Annotated in this window: 15 protein-coding genes; 12 read left to right on the top strand and 3 right to left on the bottom strand. The window is 57.7% G+C overall.

Features of this window, described 5'->3' with window-relative positions:
• The first annotated feature begins 181 nt into the window (after positions 1-181).
• Positions 182-1,945, top strand: coding sequence for an ABC transporter ATP-binding protein (locus ACFSX3_RS15875; RefSeq protein ID WP_209991622.1), 1,764 nt, complete (start codon positions 182-184; stop codon positions 1,943-1,945).
• A 204-nt stretch (positions 1,946-2,149) separates the two neighbouring features.
• Here ACFSX3_RS15875 and ACFSX3_RS15870 read toward each other — a convergent pair whose 3' ends face one another.
• Entirely contained in the window at positions 2,150-2,962 is an 813-nt protein-coding gene (locus ACFSX3_RS15870; protein WP_209991621.1) for a Cof-type HAD-IIB family hydrolase, read from the bottom strand.
• Between the two features lie 141 nt (positions 2,963-3,103).
• Positions 3,104-4,015, bottom strand: a complete 912-nt coding sequence (locus ACFSX3_RS15865) for a DMT family transporter (protein WP_209991620.1) — start codon at positions 4,013-4,015, stop codon at positions 3,104-3,106.
• A gap of 232 nt (positions 4,016-4,247) precedes the next feature.
• Here ACFSX3_RS15865 and ACFSX3_RS15860 point away from each other — a divergent pair, with 232 nt between their 5' ends.
• Positions 4,248-4,970 carry a metal-dependent hydrolase gene (locus ACFSX3_RS15860; protein WP_209991619.1) on the top strand — a complete coding sequence of 241 codons (723 nt, stop codon included), beginning with the start codon at positions 4,248-4,250 and terminating at the stop codon, positions 4,968-4,970.
• Positions 4,971-5,332: 362 nt separating this feature from the next.
• Here the strand turns inward: ACFSX3_RS15860 and ACFSX3_RS15855 are convergent, their stop codons facing one another.
• A complete protein-coding gene (locus ACFSX3_RS15855; RefSeq protein ID WP_209991618.1) occupies positions 5,333-6,337 on the bottom strand; it encodes a lipoate--protein ligase in 1,005 nt (334 codons plus the stop codon).
• A 346-nt stretch (positions 6,338-6,683) separates the two neighbouring features.
• Between ACFSX3_RS15855 and cobD the strand changes: the two genes are divergently transcribed.
• The 10 genes from cobD to cobS all read left to right on the top strand — a co-directional run.
• Complete coding sequence (gene cobD, locus ACFSX3_RS15850; protein WP_209991617.1) at positions 6,684-7,775, top strand: threonine-phosphate decarboxylase CobD; 1,092 nt, start codon at positions 6,684-6,686, stop codon at positions 7,773-7,775.
• Positions 7,776-7,992: 217 nt separating this feature from the next.
• Entirely contained in the window at positions 7,993-8,844 is an 852-nt protein-coding gene (locus ACFSX3_RS15845) for an adenosylcobinamide amidohydrolase (protein ID WP_209991616.1), read from the top strand.
• Between the two features lie 40 nt (positions 8,845-8,884).
• Complete coding sequence (gene cbiB, locus ACFSX3_RS15840; protein ID WP_209991615.1) at positions 8,885-9,850, top strand: adenosylcobinamide-phosphate synthase CbiB; 966 nt, start codon at positions 8,885-8,887, stop codon at positions 9,848-9,850.
• 95 nt (positions 9,851-9,945) lie between these two features.
• Positions 9,946-10,593 (top strand): histidine phosphatase family protein, encoded by a 648-nt coding sequence (locus ACFSX3_RS15835; RefSeq protein ID WP_209991614.1) that lies wholly within the window; start codon positions 9,946-9,948, stop codon positions 10,591-10,593.
• A gap of 457 nt (positions 10,594-11,050) precedes the next feature.
• Positions 11,051-12,511: an aminotransferase-like domain-containing protein gene (locus tag ACFSX3_RS15830; protein ID WP_209991613.1), complete on the top strand. Its 1,461-nt coding sequence runs from the start codon at positions 11,051-11,053 to the stop codon at positions 12,509-12,511.
• Positions 12,512-12,520: 9 nt separating this feature from the next.
• Positions 12,521-13,606 (top strand): D-alanine--D-alanine ligase, encoded by a 1,086-nt coding sequence (locus ACFSX3_RS15825; RefSeq protein WP_209991612.1) that lies wholly within the window; start codon positions 12,521-12,523, stop codon positions 13,604-13,606.
• Positions 13,603-14,820 carry a pyridoxal phosphate-dependent aminotransferase gene (locus ACFSX3_RS15820; RefSeq protein ID WP_209991611.1) on the top strand — a complete coding sequence of 406 codons (1,218 nt, stop codon included), beginning with the start codon at positions 13,603-13,605 and terminating at the stop codon, positions 14,818-14,820. Before ACFSX3_RS15825 ends, ACFSX3_RS15820 begins: the two co-directional genes overlap by 4 nt.
• An 806-nt stretch (positions 14,821-15,626) precedes the next feature.
• Positions 15,627-16,688: a nicotinate-nucleotide--dimethylbenzimidazole phosphoribosyltransferase gene (cobT, locus tag ACFSX3_RS15815; RefSeq protein WP_209991610.1), complete on the top strand. Its 1,062-nt coding sequence runs from the start codon at positions 15,627-15,629 to the stop codon at positions 16,686-16,688.
• A complete protein-coding gene (cobU, locus tag ACFSX3_RS15810) occupies positions 16,685-17,242 on the top strand; it encodes a bifunctional adenosylcobinamide kinase/adenosylcobinamide-phosphate guanylyltransferase (RefSeq protein WP_209991609.1) in 558 nt (185 codons plus the stop codon). The genes cobT and cobU overlap by 4 nt, the downstream gene beginning before the upstream one ends.
• The coding region (gene cobS / locus ACFSX3_RS15805) for an adenosylcobinamide-GDP ribazoletransferase (protein ID WP_379313021.1) at positions 17,239-17,911 on the top strand (673 nt) is incomplete at its 3' end. The genes cobU and cobS, both read left to right, overlap by 4 nt.

The raw sequence follows: 17,911 nt of genomic DNA, 5'->3' as shown, positions 1-17,911 counted from the left end.
GCATCGGAGCCGAAGCGAGTGAGTCCACGACGGGCTTGTCTTCCAGTTTTATGTATATGATGCGTATATTTCTTTATTTTCAAAAAGAGAAGGAGGTACTATACTAAAACGATGTGCTATGGATTAGAGGAATAAATTGTTAATGATACGGGGTGCGGAATTCTAAAGGGGAGCTGATGATGTGAAGAAGAAAGGTGCTTTTGCCAGATTAAGTACATACATGCTAAGACATAAGCTGATTTATACCGTACTGCTATTGGTGACGTTATTCAGTATTGCGTTGGATCTGACCATGGCCTGGTTCCTGGCCCGGATTACGGATGCGGCCGTCCGTCTGGATGTGGAGTCGTTCAAGGGGCTGGCTTGGTTCGGGATTCTATTCTTGCTGGTCACGGGATTGAATACCTTCGTCAGTGCGTATCTCAAGACCAATGTATCGGCCAAAATCAGAAATGAGCTGCGTCAGGACATGATGGGGCATACCCTGGCCTTGCCGCAGTCTTATTTCGACCGCAATCATTCCGGTGATTTGTTGTCCCGGTTCACGAATGACAATCAGTCGGTGGGGGAAGCCTGCGGGCAGGTGATGCTGGATCTGCTGCGCAACCCGCTGCTGGCAATCGCCTCCTTCGCCTATCTGCTCTATATTAACTGGCTGCTGGCGCTGATCTGCCTGTCCATCGGGCCGCTGTTGTTCCTGACCGGCAAAATCTTCGGCAATGCGATGCGCATCAACAGTGTGCGCGTGCAGGAAAGTATGAGCCGGACTACGGCTTTTCTGAACGATATTCTGGGCAGCAGTATGGTATTCAAGGCATTCTCCATGGAACGCAGGCTGCAGAAGCAATATGTTGGTTACAGTGAGGATATTGCCTCAGGAGAGAAAAAGAAAGCGAGAATCGAAGGAGCAACCGGAGCGATCTCCTCCTTGCTGGGGAATCTGACCTTCCTGCTGGCTCTGGTGATTGCCGGGTGGTTCGTGGCGAATGGAAGACTTGAGGTCGGGGCGATGATCGCCTTCATTCAGTTGATGAACTATCTGGTTGGGCCGTTCTCGTCCCTGCCGGGCCTGGTTGCTTCCATGCAGCAGTCGCTGGGTGCGGCGGAGCGGATCTTTGAGGTGATGGATGCGCCTGCTGAGGTTGAGGTGTTACCTGAAGTCCAGACGGAGCTGCCGGGGTTCGGGGAGCTTCGGCTCGCAGAGGTGTCGTTTAGCTATCCGGGCAGTGAGAAGCAGAGCCTTAACAAGGTCAGTCTGGAGCTAGCGCGCGGCCAGCAAATGGCCGTAGTGGGTCCGAGCGGCGGCGGGAAATCCACCCTGTTCAAGCTGCTGCTGGGTTTCTATCAGACGGATGCGGGTGAGGTTGCGATCAACGGCCGTCCGATCAGCGGAATACCGCTGGCAGAGCTGCGTAGCTATTTTGCCTATGTGCCTCAGGAGTCGGGCCTGTATTCCGGGAGCATCCGGGACAATATCGAGAGCGGCAAGCCCGGTGCGTCAGATGAAGAGATTGTCGAGGCGTTGCGGCAGGCGAATGCGTACGAGTTCGTGACGGAGCTGGCGGAAGGCATACACACGGATATTGGCGAGCATGGCTCCCGGTTGTCCGGCGGTCAGAGACAGCGGTTGTCCATTGCCAGAGCGATGCTCAAAAATGCGCCGATTCTGCTGCTGGATGAAGCTACGGCTGCCCTCGACAATGAGTCGGAGCGAATGGTCCAGCAGGCCATCCGTAAGCTCATGAAGGATAAGACAACGCTTGTGATCGCCCACCGGCTCTCAACGATTCAGAATGCGGATGTCATCCTGGTGATGGAGAACGGGGAGATTGTGGAGCGGGGCGGACATGAGGAGCTGCTTGCGGCAGAGGGACGCTACTCGGATCTGTATCATTCACAGCTTGAGCAGGAGGCGGGGGAGGAATTGTTAGCCCCTATCGCCTAGCTTTTTAGAGAGTAGGCGCTCTCAAGCTTACGGATTGTCGATTGCATAGAGGCTATAGATTGCAGTTGTTCCTCATTCGATATCTCTTCCATGAAGACACTTCCTTTCTACTTAGTATAAAAGGGTGGCGCACCGCAGTTCAAACCTGAACCTGCGGGGTGCCACCCTTTTTGGCATAAGATGTTCTGCTGTTGTTGCAGCAGCTTAGGCTTCTTGGCCTGCGTTAAGAATGAACTTATCAATCGCGTATTTCACGCCGTCCTCATTGTTGCTGAGTGTAACGAAATCAGCGATTTCCTTAAGCGCAGGAATGGCATTCGCCATGGCCACACCAAGACCCGCAGCTTCAAGCATCTCATGATCGTTCCAGGAATCGCCGACAGCCATCGTCTCGGACAGCTCGCACCCAAAGTGTGCAGCCAGGAATTCCAGGGCCAGGCCCTTGGTGCCTTCATGGTGCATGATCTCCAGGAAATGCGGCTTGGACTTCGTAATATGCACCGAATCGCCGAGCAGGCTGCGCAGAATCGGGGACAGTTCATCCAGGAAATCCGGATCGTCGATGATGAGCATTTTCGGTGTTTTTTGCGGAACCAGCTTCGCTTCCCAATCCGGTTCGATATAGTACTGTGTCCCGTTCAGGGTGGAATAATCGATCAGCTTCTGGTTCTCTTCGCGGGCATACAGCTTGTCGTCAATGTAAGTCTGCAGGTGCAGATCATGCTCTACACAATATTGGAAAAGCTTACGCACCGCCTCCTGCGGCACATAACGCTCATACAGGACCTCTTCATCGAGCAGGTTCTTCACCAGCGCCCCCTGATAGGTGATGATCGGCACATTCAATCCGGTCTGGCGGGCAATCGCCTGGGCGGAAGCATAAGCGCGTCCGGTAGCGAGGGTGACCACAACGCCTGCGGCTACAGCCTGCTCCAGCGCCGTCTGGGTGGCCGGGGTCACTTCTTTGTCGTCGTTAATCAAGGTATCGTCAATATCAATAGCAATCAATTTGTACATTTGGGTTCTCTCCTAAGTATGGTTTGTAGTCCGGCTATCCGCTATAACTTCTATAGGAAGGGGAACGGAAGCACGGCTCTCTGTCTGTAGCAATGGAACTTATTAACGTGAAGTCTGGCAAAAGGGTCCGCGGATTCCGGCTCAGCCCTCCGCCTGCGTCCCGGACGGCGCGGGGCTGAGCTCCGCCAGCAGCATAGCGGCCAGAATGCAGCCGCAGCCGAGCAGCGCGGATACGCCCAGCGTCTCTCCGCCGAAGAGCAGGCCGGTGACGGCAGCGAACACCGGTTCCATGGCATAGATGATCGCCACCCGGGACGGGGTGGTGTACTTCTGGCAGGCCGTCTGAATCCAGAAGGCGAAGGCGCTGGTCGGGCCGATGGAGATCAGCATCGCAGAGAGCACCTCCGGCTGGCGGAGCAGCTCTCCGCTGTGCAGCAGCGGAGAGCTTCCATCCACGAGCAGGGAGGCGGCGATGCTGAGCAGGCCTACGAAGCCGAGCTGAAGCGCCGCCAGCGGCAGGGCCGGATAACGCGGTGCGTATCTGCCGGTATACGCGATCTGCAGCGCAAAAGCCACGGCGCAGAGCAGAATCAGGCCATCGCCCTTATTCAGGGAGAAGGCAGAGCCGGTAAAGGTCAGCAGATACAAGCCGCCCGCTGCAAGCCCGGCGCTCAGCCAGGTATATCTGGAGATGGCCGTCTTCAGCAGCGCCAGAGACAGGAACGGCACAAGCACCACTGACAGCCCGGTAATAAATCCGGTGTTAGAGGTGGTGGTGTACAGCAGGCCCACGGTCTGAAAGCCGTAGCCGAGGAACAGGAAGAGGCCCAGCAGCAGGGCATGCATTACCATGCGCAAGCTCAGTTTACGCCATTCCTGGCGGTAGAAGACAGCGGTAATCAAGGCCAGCAGCACGGCGGCACCTGTAAACCGGATGCTGTTGAAGGCAAGCGGCGGCAGCACCCGCACGGCGGACTGCACGATCAGAAACGTGCATCCCCACATCATCGCCACCAGTAGCAGACTTAGATCGGCGATTCGGGAGCGATTCACAGGATGTCATCCTTTCAGGGCCAGTTGAGTTGTCCAAATTGTATCCTAAAACGGTGGGAACGACAAGCTGCAACTGCGCTGTTTGTATAAGGAAACAAGGGGGCTGAGCCCGGCCGGTGATTATATTCTGGACAAAAAAGGAAAGCCTTGGTATACTTCGGTAACCGCACACCTGTTCTTATTTCAAGACATCCAGAAGCATTTATACTTTCATCTAAGGAGCGGATTCACCATGATGGGCAAATCCCATTTAGTTATCAGCACCGGGGTTACCCTGTCCGCCATGAGCCTGCTAGGGCATGCCATTACCCTTCCGGCTGTTGCCGTCGCCGTGGTCAGCTCGCTGCTGCCCGATATCGACGAGCCGAATTCCATGCTGGTACGCAAGGCCGTGCCGGAGTTTTTGCTGCGTATTCTGCAGGTAGCGCTGATCGGAGCGGGCATTTATCTTTATTTTGCCGGGATAGCGGAGCCGCCCTGGAATATCGCACTGGCGCTGCTGGTGGGCAGCGTATCCTTCCTGCCCAGCCGCAGGCTGCGGCATCTGGTGATGCTGCTGATTGCGCTGGCCTTGTTTGCTTTTGCCGATGCCTATGATCCATGGAACTATATCGCCGCCTGTGTGCTGGTCGTAGCTTCCATAGTTCCGCACCGGGGAATCACGCATACGCTGTATGCCGTTGCCGGATGGGGCGCGCTGTTGTACTTCGTCTCCCTTGACATGAATGACGGCGGCAGTCTGTGGATTGCCGGGAGCCTGTCCTACGGACTGCATCTCCTCGCCGACTCCCTGACCCAGCGCGGGATCACCCCGCTGCCTCCGATTCCATTCAAGCTGCGGCTGAAGCTGATGAGCACCGGCACGAAGAAGGGCAATGCGGTGGAGAAAGTATGCGTAATGCTTACGCTGGCGCTCGTTGTGTATGTGTTCGTGCTTACGCCATCTTTGGGATGACGTCTGATAACGAACGGGCCAGGCCAGGACGCGGTGAGGACCGGAAATAGCAGTTGGATTTCGTACACTTGCTGATGAATGAATGCTTCCTGCTGCAACAGCAGGTGGATAAACAGCACTTACAACCTCTCGTTTCACCCTAAGTAGCAAAAAGGAGCAATTATAGATGCTGTTTATCCACTTGCTTCCCTGGATTCCTCAGAAACTAGCGAATTAAGATACGTTTATCCACTTGCTTGTTGAGGGGGAGCCGCAGTGCCTGGTACAATACCGGCAAGCGTGTACGGCAAAGCCCTCCGGTGCGGAGATCATCCGCGCTGGAGGGCTTTGGTTTGTAATGCCTTCTATTTTATTCCTCAAGTTTATTCCTCAAGAAACACAAGTCCGATGAAGTCCTCCGGTTCAATGCGGCCGAAGTAATGCTTCAGATCGAGATCAGCCAGCGCCTGGCGGACCTCTACCTCCTCATAACGCTTGCCGCGCAGTGCGTTCTCCACATCTGCCACATCGCCGACGCCGAAGAAGTCGCCGTAGATTTTGATCTCCCGGATGACCGAATCTTCAATATCCATGCGGATATCCACGAGCCCTGCCGGGAATTTGCGGGTGTGCTTCACGTTGCTCTTAGGCGAGAGGCCGTAGTTCCAATCCCAGTTCTGGTAATGCTCCTTGGAGATTTCATTGATCCGCACCCAGTCGTCCATGGTCAGCTTGTACTGCGGAACCTCGGCGGCCTCCATCCCGAAGATCGAGCGCAGCAGCCCCTCACGGAATTGTTCAATCGTCATGTCAGGATTGCCCAGTAGCTCCTTGATATTGGCGACCCGGCTGCGCACAGACTTGGTGCTCTTCGACTTGAACTTCTCGGGATTCACGTTCAGGGAAGCCTGGACATCATCCAGATTCAGATCGAACATCAGGGTGCCGTGGCTGAACATGCGTCCACGCGAGGAGAACTGGGCGTTGCCTGAGATTTTCTGCTCCCCGACCTGAAGATCATTCCGTCCGCTCAGCTCGGCATTCACCCCCATAGACTTCAGATAGTCGATGACGGGCTGGGTGAATTTCAGGAAGTTATGGAAGGACTGGCCGTCATCCTTGGTAATGAAGCTGAAGTTGAGGTTGCCGAGATCATGATACACCGCGCCGCCGCCGGACAACCGCCGTACGACCTGGATGTTATGCTCCTTCACATACTCCTGGTTGATCTCTTCGATGGTATTCTGGTGCTTGCCGATAATGATCGAGGGGCTGTTGATATAAAAGAGCAGGTAGCTCTCGTCCATCGGCAGATTTTTGAGCGCAAACTCTTCAATGGCCAGATTGATCGATGCGTCTGTAATTCCGGTATTATCGATAAAAAGCATTCGTGATTCCTCCGCGTGACCATAGTAAACTGCTGTACTCATTCTAAACTAAAAGAGAGATTTCTTCAAAAGACGGGCCGTCACAAATAGCATCAGCCTGGAGATCAAGTCGGGGGTACGGGGCTATGCAGAAAGTTTACGGGTTCAAGGCCGGTTGCATAGGCGATATAGCATTGACGGACTTCCGGTAATCGGCCAATAATTGGGAGAATGGCGATAGAGCTGTTGGATAGTGAAGTGAGACTTACATTGAAGTGAAGTACAGGACGGAGCATTGATAGACTATGAATAGTGTGGACAGGGAGGATATATAGGATGGGGAAATTTGGACAAGGAGGATGTACATATGCTTGAAAAATACGGCCACGGCGGGGATCTGCTGACCGCCGCCGAGTTATACGGGGACAGCAGCGGCGGGTTCCTGGACTTCAGCGCCAATATTAACCCGCTGGGTCCGCCGCCGGGCGTGCTGGCGTTGCTGCGGGATGCGGGCGCAGCGGTCACCGCGTACCCCGATCCAGGCCACCGCAGGCTGAAGGCACTGCTGGCGGAGGAGCTGGGTCTCGGCTCGGAGTGGATTACCGTGGCGAACGGGGCGGCAGAGTCGATGGCGCTGCTGCTGCTGGCTGTCGCGCCCCGCCGGGTGGGCATCGTGGAGCCGTGCTTCTCCGAGTACCGCCAGCTCGCGGAGCAGTTCGGTGCAGAGGTCTTGTCCGTTCAGGGGACTAGCCGGATGGATTACCGGGCTGCCGTGGACGGCATCTCCGGCCTGCTGGAGCAGGTCGATCTGCTGTTCCTCGGCCAGCCGAATAATCCGAACGGCGTCCAGTATCCGCTGGACGAGCTGCGGCAGCTCGCGCAGAAGGCAGAGGCCTGCGGGACGGTGCTGGCGGTGGATGAAGCGTTCATCGACTTCATCCCGGAAGCGGGCCGGCAATCTCTGCTGCCAGAGCTGGGGGCTTATCGTCATACGGTGCTGGTGCGCTCGATGACGAAGTTTTTTGCCATTCCGGGGCTGCGGCTGGGCTTCACTGCCGCGCATCCGGCGCTTGCCGCAGCCATGACCGGCAAGCAGGTGACCTGGAGCGTGAACGGGCTGGCGCTGCTGGCCGGGGAAGCTTGCCTGCGCTGCGGCGACGGCTACGGGCAGGAGACGCGCGCGTTGATCGCAGCCGAGCGGCAGCGGCTGCGGGAGGGCTTGCTTGAGCTCGGCTGCGGCGTGCCGCCGGGCGAAGCGAACTTCTTGCTGCTGCGGCTGCCCGCTCCGTGGAGCGCGCAGGAGATGCAGCAGCGCCTGGGCGCGGGCGGCATCCTCGTCCGCAGCTGCGCGATGTACCCCGGCCTTGAGCCGGGACACATCCGCGTAGCGGTGAAGGGCCGGGCGGACAATGCCCGGCTGCTGCGGGAGCTGGGGACGCTGCTGCAGGCGGGAAGATAAAGCAGCGGCCGGAAGCGTGTAAACCCGCAGCCGGAAGACAATATTAACCTGAAGCTGCTGGATGATACCACGGATTCCCCGTACAACTTGACAGATGAGACTGACGTCCGGAATTCCGGGTGTCAGTTTTTTCTGGAAAAAATTATATGGAAACGAGATAATATAAGGATAGGACAGATTCCTGAATAGTCTTACTGTTGAAGGGAGTAGATGCAGCGTGGAAAAAGTAGAGGTAGACCTGCCTTTTAATCTTGAACAAGGAGTGAAGACGTACCACAGCAAGGTGTGGCCCGGGCTGGTGCTGGAATGGCGGGAGGGCCATCTGCTGCTGGATTTTCCGGCTGAAGCGGACAGTATATCGAGTGCGGTGTATGGCGGTGGCTCGGGGCGTCTGAAGCGGGCGGTGAACCAGTACGTCAGCCGGGACTACGAATGCAGCAATCCGGTGCAGGATCTGGAAAACAAGCTTCAGGAGTGGGGCTACCAGCTGGAAGACTGCGCAGGTCTTATGACGGCTGTTCCCCTGGAGCACGCCGCTGTTGCCGAGGAGGATACCGGATCAGCGGGGATTTTCTGCTGTGTGACAGCAGCAGCGGGTAATGCTGCCCGGGCCGGATCGCAGCGCAGCGTATTGGCGGCCTACCGCCCGGGCACAATCAACATCATGCTTGGGATTGACGGCTGGCTGTCCCAGTCGGCCATGGTCAACGCTGTGATGACGGCTACCGAAGCGAAGGCTGCGGCGCTGGCAGACCTCGGAATCAAGGATTCTGAGAATGGGCTTAGCGCAACCGGAACCACTACGGATGCCATGGTAGTGGCGGTGAGCGGAAGCCGCCGTTATGCTGCGGAGCATGTGTATGCCGGGACGGCGACCGACCTTGGCGGAGCGATTGGCCGGCTGGTGTACAGCACGGTGACGGAGAGCCTGCGTTCGGTGAAGGCTGCGCAATCCTTGAGTAGAGCGCAAGAGGAAGAATCGCAGGCTGCACACGGAGGAGATACGGAAGCGTTACAGGCATCACGATCTGCGCAGCCCCGTGTCTCTCAGAGCGGCGGCCGGGGATGACGAACACGGACTGCTATACAGAGCGGCGGGGTGAGCCAAGGTGAGGCTTGTTATCATCCTGCTCTCTGCTTATATTGTGGACCGGATAGTCGGTGATCCGCGCACATTTCCCCATCCCGTTATCTATATGGGGAAGGCGATTAGTGCCCTGGAGCGGGGGATTCGCCGCTTCGCCGCAACGCCCAGTGCTCTGAAGCGGGCGGGGATTCTCCTTCCGCTGCTGGTGGCAGGCGGCGCATGGGTGTTGACTGCGCTGGTTGTCGTGCTGCTCGCCCGTCTGTCCCCCTGGCTGGCCGGGATTGCCGAAGTTTGGCTAATCTCGACCACCATTGCCTCCAAAGGGCTGAAGGATGCGGGCATGGCAGTTTACGCAGAGCTGCGTTCGGAGGATCTGCCCGCCGCCCGCCGGGCGCTTGGGATGATCGTCGGCCGCGATACGGCTCATCTGGATAGCCCGGAGATTGTCCGCGGCACGGTGGAGACGGTGGCAGAGAATATCGTCGATGCGATCATCTCGCCGCTGTTCTTCGCACTGCTGGGCGGAGCGCCACTGGCCATGGCCTACCGTGCAGTGAACACGCTGGATTCTATGGTCGGCTACAAGAACGATAAATACCGCGACCTCGGCTGGGCTTCCGCCCGGCTGGATGATGTCGCCAACTACATACCGGCGCGGATGACCGCGCTGCTCTTAACCTTGTGTGCTGCGCTTCTGCGGCTGGACTGGCGCAGATGCTGGAACACGGTTCGCCGGGATGCCCGTCTTCATCCCAGCCCGAACAGCGGCTACCCGGAATCGGCAGTCGCCGGAGCACTTGGCATCCGGCTCGGCGGTGAGAATGTATACCATGGCGTAACCTCCTTCCGTGCTTACATGGGTGATCCGCTGCGGACGCTTAAGCCGGAGGATATTATTGTCACTTCACGGATGATGATGTGGTCATCCGCAATATTTGTCTGCATCTGTGCAGCTGTTGCCCTGCTATGGCACGGGATCGGGGGTTGATTGGGATGGAAAGAGTGGGGTGCGGGGGATTCCTCTCAGCTGTCCAGAAAGTTCAGAACACTCAGGAAACTTGGGGAGATCAGGAGGCTCAAAAGTTGCAGAGTACACAGTCACCTCAGACCAACCCTGCACAGCCAGAACTGGAACTGGTGTTAATCCGTCACGGCTATACCCAGTGGAATAAGGAACACCGTTATCTGGGCAGCACCGATTTGCCGCTTGTGCCGGGAGAGGCAGAGCGGCTTGAGAAGCTACAGACACAGCCGCCGCTTGGCGGGGAATTCCGCCGCGTCTATTGCAGTGACCTGCGCCGTTGCAGAGAGACTCTGGTGGCCTTGGTTCCGCATCTGATGCCGCAGGCAGTCTATGATACCCGGCTACGGGAGATGGACTTCGGAGCGTGGGAAGGCTGCACGTATGATCAGCTCAAGGATAATCCGCTGTACCGGCGCTGGATTGACAACCCTGAGGAGGCAACGCCCCCGGAAGGGGAGGCGTGGACGCAATTCGCCGCCCGGGTTGATCATTTCTGGACGCAGCTTCAGCGGGAGGTGCAGGCTCCCAAAGTATCCCGTATATTACTGGTAACCCACGGCGGCGTTATCCGGCAGCTGCTGGCGCAGATCATTGAAGGCCTGACATTCTATACCGCAGCAGCGCCAGCTCCAGGTGAGGTTACGGTCCTGCGCCTGCAGAGTGATGGAGGGTGCTGGCACATGGCAGCTGAGAATGCTAACGGGTGAATGTGGCGCAACCGCTGATGTTAAGCATTCAGCTAACGTATACGCTATCGCTAACGCAAATGATTCCGCGCAACTACTAACGGGTGATTGCACTATGTACATCAGATTGGTCTAATAACCGTGCCAGAACCCGTTCTGCTGTATTTCCTGCAACAGAATATCAGCAACTGCCCCCATACCAGGCGAAATCCACATTTCTAATGTACATAATGCAGCAGAACGCGAAAAGAGGCCAATATACGCTAATCTGACTGTACAAAATACAATAGAACCCTAACGGGAGCGCCTAAATGGTGTCCAGAGTATACCCGATAATCACATCCCAGCAGTATCCGCCGATATCACCCGTTCCCGCCCCTCATCCCCCACAGAACCACGCCCGGAAGAAAATCCCGGGGCGGTGGTTCTTTTTTTACGGCAGCGTCTGTGCCATGATAGCTATGGAGGCGATCACAGGATGTTTAAGGATTTCAAGCTCATTGCCGGGCGTCCGGTATCGATCCAGGTGAAGGATTACATGAAGCATCTCATCATCAAAAGCGCGCTCCAAGGCGGGCAGAAGCTGCCCTCCACACGTGAGCTGAGCACCTTGCTGAAGGTCAGCCGGAACTCGGTGATCTCGGCGTATGAAGGTCTGGAAGACGATGGTTTCGCCTACACCGTACAGGGCCAGGGCAGTTATGTCGCACAAGGTGCGGCAGCGCAGAACGGTGCGGAAGCCGCCCTATGGATGCTGGACTGGACAGAGCGGCTCAGCAGTCAGGCGCTGCTCGCGGAGGAACTGGATATTATGAAGCGGGGGATACGCGCGGAGAAGGGCACGATTTCTTTTACCAGCATCGCCCCGGATGAGCGTCTCTTCGATCTGGACCATGTGCGTAGAGCGTTTCTGGAGCGTATGTCCGTAGAGGGCAACGTTCTGCTGAACTATGGATATGCCAAAGGCTATAAGCCATTAATAGACTATCTCAAACAATATATGGAGCATAAAGGCGTGGATCTGCGCGGCAAGGATCTGCTGATTACCAACGGGTTCACGGAGGGCTTCGACCTGGTGCTGTCGGCTCTCGGCAAGCGTCATGGCACAGTGGTCTGCGAGAATCCGACGCATCATACGGCGATCAAGAATCTGAAGCTGCACGGCTTCGGAATTCACGGGGTCAAGATGGAGCGGGACGGCATCCACCTCGGGGAGCTGAAGCAGGCGCTGGAGGCGCGGCCATACGACTGTGCTTATCTGGTTCCCTCCTACCACAATCCCACCGGCATCGTCATGTCCCCCGAGAAAAGACAAAGGCTAATGAAGCTGATGCAGGACTACAACGTGCCGGTGATTGAGGACGGGTTCAACGAGGAACTGCGCTATTCCGGCGCCCATGTGGCTCCGTTAATTGCGGCGGCGGGCGGCGGGAATGGCGTGGTGTATCTCGGCAGCTTTTCCAAAGTCCTGTTCCCCGGGCTGCGGGTGGGCTGGGTGCTGGCGGATCAGGAGTTGATCTATTATCTGGAGAGTCTCAAGCGGGCAAGGACCATTCATACCTCGACGCTCGACCAGTCCATTCTGTATCAATACCTGCTGGGCGGCAACCTGGAGAAATATCTCAAAAAAGCCCGGCTGGAGTATAAACGCAAATACGAGCTGACCCTGGCCTGCTGTAAGGAGCATATTCCTTATGCCTCATTGTCGGGGGACGGGGGGCTGCATCTGTTTGTAACGTTTGCGGAAGGCTTCAATACAAGAGAATTGCTGGTGGCTTGCCATGCGCGGGGGGTTATTTTTACGGCGGGAGACATCTTCTTCACAGACGGTGCAGGACAGAATACGTTGCGGTTGGGATTCTCCAGGGTGGCGGATGAGGATATCGTGAGGGGCATTGCAATCATCGGGAAGACAGCACGGCAAATCATGGGAGAATGAGGTGCGGATATGCTTAGAGTAGGTGTGATTATGGGCGGAGTGTCGTCCGAATATGAGGTATCGCTGAAGACCGGCAGGGAGATGCTGAAGGCGCTTGATCCGGCAAAATACACAGCGGTTCCGGTACACATTACCTCGCGCAAAGAGCTGCTGGAAGGGACTGCCGGACTGGACTTCGCTCTGCTCGCCCTGCATGGGGCCTATGGGGAAGATGGTACGGTGCAGGGAGCCCTGGAGACGCTCGGAATCCCGTATTCCGGTAGCGGGGTGCTCGCAAGCAGCCTATGTATGGATAAAGGGCTGGCCAAGACGATCATCCGCAGCAAAAGCATTCCCACACCCGACTGGCTGTGCTGGGACAGCATGGACGACTATGCCCCGGAAGCCGTGCAGCGGCTCGGTTATCCGGTAATGGTGAAGCCGAATTCCGGCGGGTCCAGCATCGGCATGACCAAGGTGAATCATCCGCAGGAGCTGGCGGGGGCGGTAGAGAAGGCTTTTGCTTGCGCAGCAGAAGGCGCAGTCCTGATTGAACACTACATCCCGGGACAGGAGATTACCTGCTCCATCCTTGCGGGAGAAATGCTGCCGGTCATCGGCATTCAATCGCTGGGTGCGGACTGGTTCGATTATGAGGCCAAATACGAGCAGGGCGGAGCGGAGGAACGGATCATCCGGCTGCCGGATGCGTTGCAGGAACAGGTGCGGACGGCGGCGTTAACCTGCTATCGGGCGCTCAAATGCGCAGTGTATGCACGGGTGGATATGCTGCTGAAGGATGGCATCCCTTATGTGCTGGAGGTGAATACATTGCCCGGAATGACGGCAACCAGCCTGTTGCCCCAGAGTGCTAAGGCGGCCGGAATGGACTTCAGCAGCCTGCTGGATGAGATTATTACCAGATCACTGCGGGAGCGCGGGGGGCTGCAAGGTGACCTTGGCGAGGGAGCGCGGACGGTGGCGGATACAAGAGTTAAGCCGCAGGGGCAAGTCAAGGAGGCGCAGCAAGCCGATCATGATTATGCCAATCATACCCATCAGCTCCCTCAAGTGCCTCAAGCGCAGCCTGTAGTATATGGAGGTGTCAGGCTATGAATACGATGAGAAGGGACAATGCCTTCATTATTAATCCGCGGTTACAAGAGATTCCGCCTTCGGGCATCCGGGCTTTTTTTGATTTGGCTGCGGGTAACAACGATATTATCTCACTGGGAGTAGGCGAGCCGGACTTCGCTACACCCGAGCAGGTAAGAGCAGCCTGTATCCGTGCGCTGGATCGCGGTGAGACCGGGTATACCTCTAACAGCGGACTGCCGGAGCTGCGGGAGGAGATTGCGGGCTATCTAGAGACGGGCTTCGGATTGCGCTACGATCCTGCGGATGAGATTCTGGTCACGGTGGGCAGCAGTGAAGCGGTGGATCTGGCGCTGCGGGCCTTCATTGCTCCGGGCAACGAGGTGCTGATTCCTGCTCCTGGATATGTTGCCTATGCGCCTATTGCCTACCTGAACGGTGGGGCGCTGGCACCGGTGGAGACAAAGGCGGAGGAAGGTTTTAAGCTCACTGCCGAAGCTCTGCGTAAGGCGGTAACGCCGCGCACGAAGCTGCTGATCTTGAATTTTCCAAGCAATCCTACGGGGGCGATCATGACTTATGAGGACTGGCTGCCGGTGGCTGAAGTGGTGAAGGAGCATGGCTTGATCGTCATTTCCGATGAGATCTATGCCGAGCTGACCTACGACAGCAAGCATGTAAGCATCGCCTCACTGCCCGGGATGCAGGAGCGGACGGTGGTGATCAGCGGGTTCTCGAAGGCTTTTGCCATGACGGGCTGGCGGGTGGGATATGCCTGCGGGAACCGTGAGCTGCTCTCGGCCATGCTCAAAATCCATCAATACACCGCCATGTGCGCACCTCTGCCGGGACAGATTGCTGCGGTCGAGGCGCTGCGCAGTGCGCTCCCGGATATGGAGCGGATGAAGGCGTGCTTCAAGGAACGCCGCTCGCTGATCGTGGAGGGCCTGCGGTCCGCCGGATTGTCCTGCCATATGCCGCAGGGGGCCTTCTATGCCTTCGCTTCGATCAGCCGCACCGGGCTCGGGTCAGAAGAGTTCGCCATGCGCCTGCTCCAGGAGGCAGGGGTTGCCGTGGTGCCGGGCCATGTGTTCGGAGCTGGAGGGGAAGGCTATATCCGCTGCTCCTACGCCGCTTCTACGGCGAAGCTGACCGAAGCGCTGGAGCGGCTGGAAGACTTCACGAAGGTGACAATGCTGCATAGTGTTGCAGGTAAAAATGTAATTGTAAGATGATTTCATATCACCTATAATCCTTAAAGGAAGAAATAGGGATATTGTAACAGCATCCGGCCCGCCGCCGGATCAGGAGGCCCCCTTCTTCATTTGGAGGGGGCTTTTGGGCTTGTAATGGGGGAAGGCTGGGGAAGCCGGTGGGGGCTTGATGGTGCTGAAAGTTGGCGGGCGGGTAGGCGGTTGGCAGGTAACTAGGTAATTGTGGCGGGATGTAGGCTGGCGGTAGTTAGGAATAAGGGGGAGAAATCCCTCTGGTTATGGTGGGAGTAGGCTGGTGAAGGAGAGGGGAGGAGGAAATCCCTTTGATCCTACTGTGCTCAGGTGCACAAGTGCACCTGAATTTGGTGAAATGGGGCTCGACGGTTGAATGAGGAGCATTAGTGCACCTGATTTCAACGAAATGGGGCTCGACGGTCAAATGAGGGGTATTAGTGCACCTGATTTCTGCGAAATGGGACTAGGCGGTCAAATGAGGGGTATTAATGCACTTGATTTCAGCTACCTTGACCTACCACGTGCTGCACTATTCCGCCACCCCGCACACCCGCACCCTGCAACTTTTACACAGCATGCTTACACACTGCACCACCTCCATAGCAGCAATTTGACTAAATTTATCCTTCTCATACAGGCTTAGGCCCTTCTGTTCGCTAATGAGCGGCATGGCCTGTAATACTTGCGAATTTAAACTTCAATGACTGTTACACAACTTCAACGTAACCTGATCAGCAGACACAGATGTATTCTTGCAGCGGGAGTCCGCATTCGCACTATCTAATTCGCACTATCTAATAGGAGGCAATATCATGATCTCAGCCATTCAAGAAGTAACCGGACGGATCGCTCCGCCTGACGAAAAAGCTACACTACGTGCAGTGCTCCGCCTAAACAGTCTGACCAAGCCGCCCGGAAGCCTCGGGCGGCTGGAGGCGCTGGCTGTCCGGCTGGCCGGAATCTCCAAAGTAGAGCAGCCCTGCTACAGCAAACGAACGGTAGTGGTTATGGCCGCAGACCATGGAGTCTGCTGTGAAGGCGTCAGTGCTTTTCCGCAGGAGGTGACCATGCAGATGGCCTATAACTTCCTCAGCGGCGGGGCGGCGGTGAATGTGCTGGCCCGCCAGGGCGGTGCTGAGGTGCAGTTCGTGGACATCGGGATCAACGGTGATATCGACCACCCGCAGTTGATTAACCGCAAGGTCCGCCGGGGCACAGACAATATGGCAGCAGGTCCGGCGATGAGCCGGGAGGATGCGCTGCGCGCAATTCTGGCCGGAATTCATGTGGCGCAGGAGGCGGTGAAGAACGGCACGGAGATTTTTATTACCGGGGAGATGGGCATCGGGAATACGACAGCCAGTGCGGCGGTCTTGTGCGCACTCGAGGGCGTTCCGGCAGAGACGGCGGCAGGACGGGGGACAGGCATTAACGATGAGCGGCTCCAGCACAAAATCTCGGTAATCGAACGTGCCCTTCAGGTGAATAACCCCGACCCTGCAGATCCGGTTGATGTGCTCGCCAAGGTCGGGGGGCTTGAGATTGCCGGGCTAGCCGGGCTGATACTCGGAGCGGCAGCCCTGCGGATTCCGGTCATTCTGGACGGTTTCATCTCTGGGGCGGCAGCCCTGATCGCCCGGGCACTGGCGCCGGAATCCACAGCATATATGATCGCTTCCCATGTCTCTGGTGAGCAGGGGCACAAGCTGATGCTGGACCGTCTCGGTCTGGAAGCGCTGATTGATATGGGCCTGCGGCTGGGCGAAGGCACCGGGGGCGCGCTGTGTCTGCATTTCATCGAAGCGGTCTGCCGGATTATGCGTGAGATGGCAACCTTCGAGAGCGCGGGTGTCTCCGGCTCGGAGAGCGTATGAGCATTCTGGTCACGGGCGGGGCACGCAGCGGTAAAAGCGGCTTCGCCGAGCGTCTGACCCGCAAGCTGGCTGACTCGCAGCAGGCGGTCTATGTGGCGACTGGACAGGCTTTTGATGAGGAGATGGAAGCGCGGATTACCTTGCACCGGCAGCAGCGGCAGGCGGACGGCTTCCAGTGGGAGACGCTGGAGGAGCCGCTTAAGCTCGCAGCACTGCTGGGGCGGCTCTCCGGCAGTGGCCAGACTGTGCTGGTGGACTGCCTGACGCTCTGGCTGTCGAATCAGCTGCTGGCTGTGGAGGAGCGAAGTGACAGGAAGGAATTAGTAGAGGCTGCAATTGCCGAACTGGAGCAGGCCGTCTCCGGCTTCGAGGGCACGTTGATTCTGGTCACAAATGAAGTAGGCGGCGGTATTGTGCCGGAGTATCCGCTGGGCCGGCTGTACCGTGATTTGGCCGGAAGGATGAACGCCCAGCTTGCTGCCCGGTGCGGGCCGGTATTTCTTGTTACCGCCGGAATCCCGGTTGAGCTGAGAAGCCGGGAGTATCTTCTGTGAGTGCGCGGGGAAATGCAGCGGCTGCTTTTCAGTTCCTGACGCGTTTTCCGGTCCGCAGCCGGGAAGACTTCTCGCCGGAGCTGCTGCGCGCGAGCGTGGTCTATTATCCGCTCGTCGGGGCAGCCATCGGCCTTAGCACGGCGCTCGGTGCTGCAGCGGCAGGCTGGCTGCTGCCGGCCTGGCCTGCCGCTGTAATCACCCTCATCCTGTGGGTGGGGCTGACCGGCGGGCTGCATTTGGACGGCTGGATGGACAGCGCCGATGCGCTGCTCAGCTACCGCTCCAGGGAGCGGATGCTGGAGATCATGAAGGACAGCCGTGTCGGCGCTATGGGCGTGCTGGCCTGCGTGCTGCTCCTGCTGCTGAAGGCCTCGCTGCTGGCGGCATGGCTCGAAGGCGGCAGCTTCAGGCTGCTGCCGCTGCTCCTGCTGCCGCCGGTCTGGGGCCGCTGGTACATGGTGCGGGCGATGGCCCGCTATCCCCTGGCCCGCGGCAATGAAGGGCTGGCCGCCACCTTCGGCGGGCTGCCTGCCCGGCAGGAGCGGCGCGCGGGCCTTAGCGCCGCGCTGCTGACGTTGGCCGCTGCCGCTGCGCCTCTGGCGCTGGGCGCGGGCAGCGGGGCCTGGCCGCTGCTGGCGGCTGCGGCCGTCCTGGCGCCGCTGGCTGCGG

Origin of the sequence: Paenibacillus rhizoplanae (assembly GCF_042684125.1) — a bacterium.
Classification (GTDB): Bacteria; Bacillota; Bacilli; order Paenibacillales; family Paenibacillaceae; genus Paenibacillus_AQ; species Paenibacillus_AQ rhizoplanae.
Note: the sequence above shows the minus strand (reverse complement) of the source record. Positions and strands in the feature narration are given on the sequence as shown.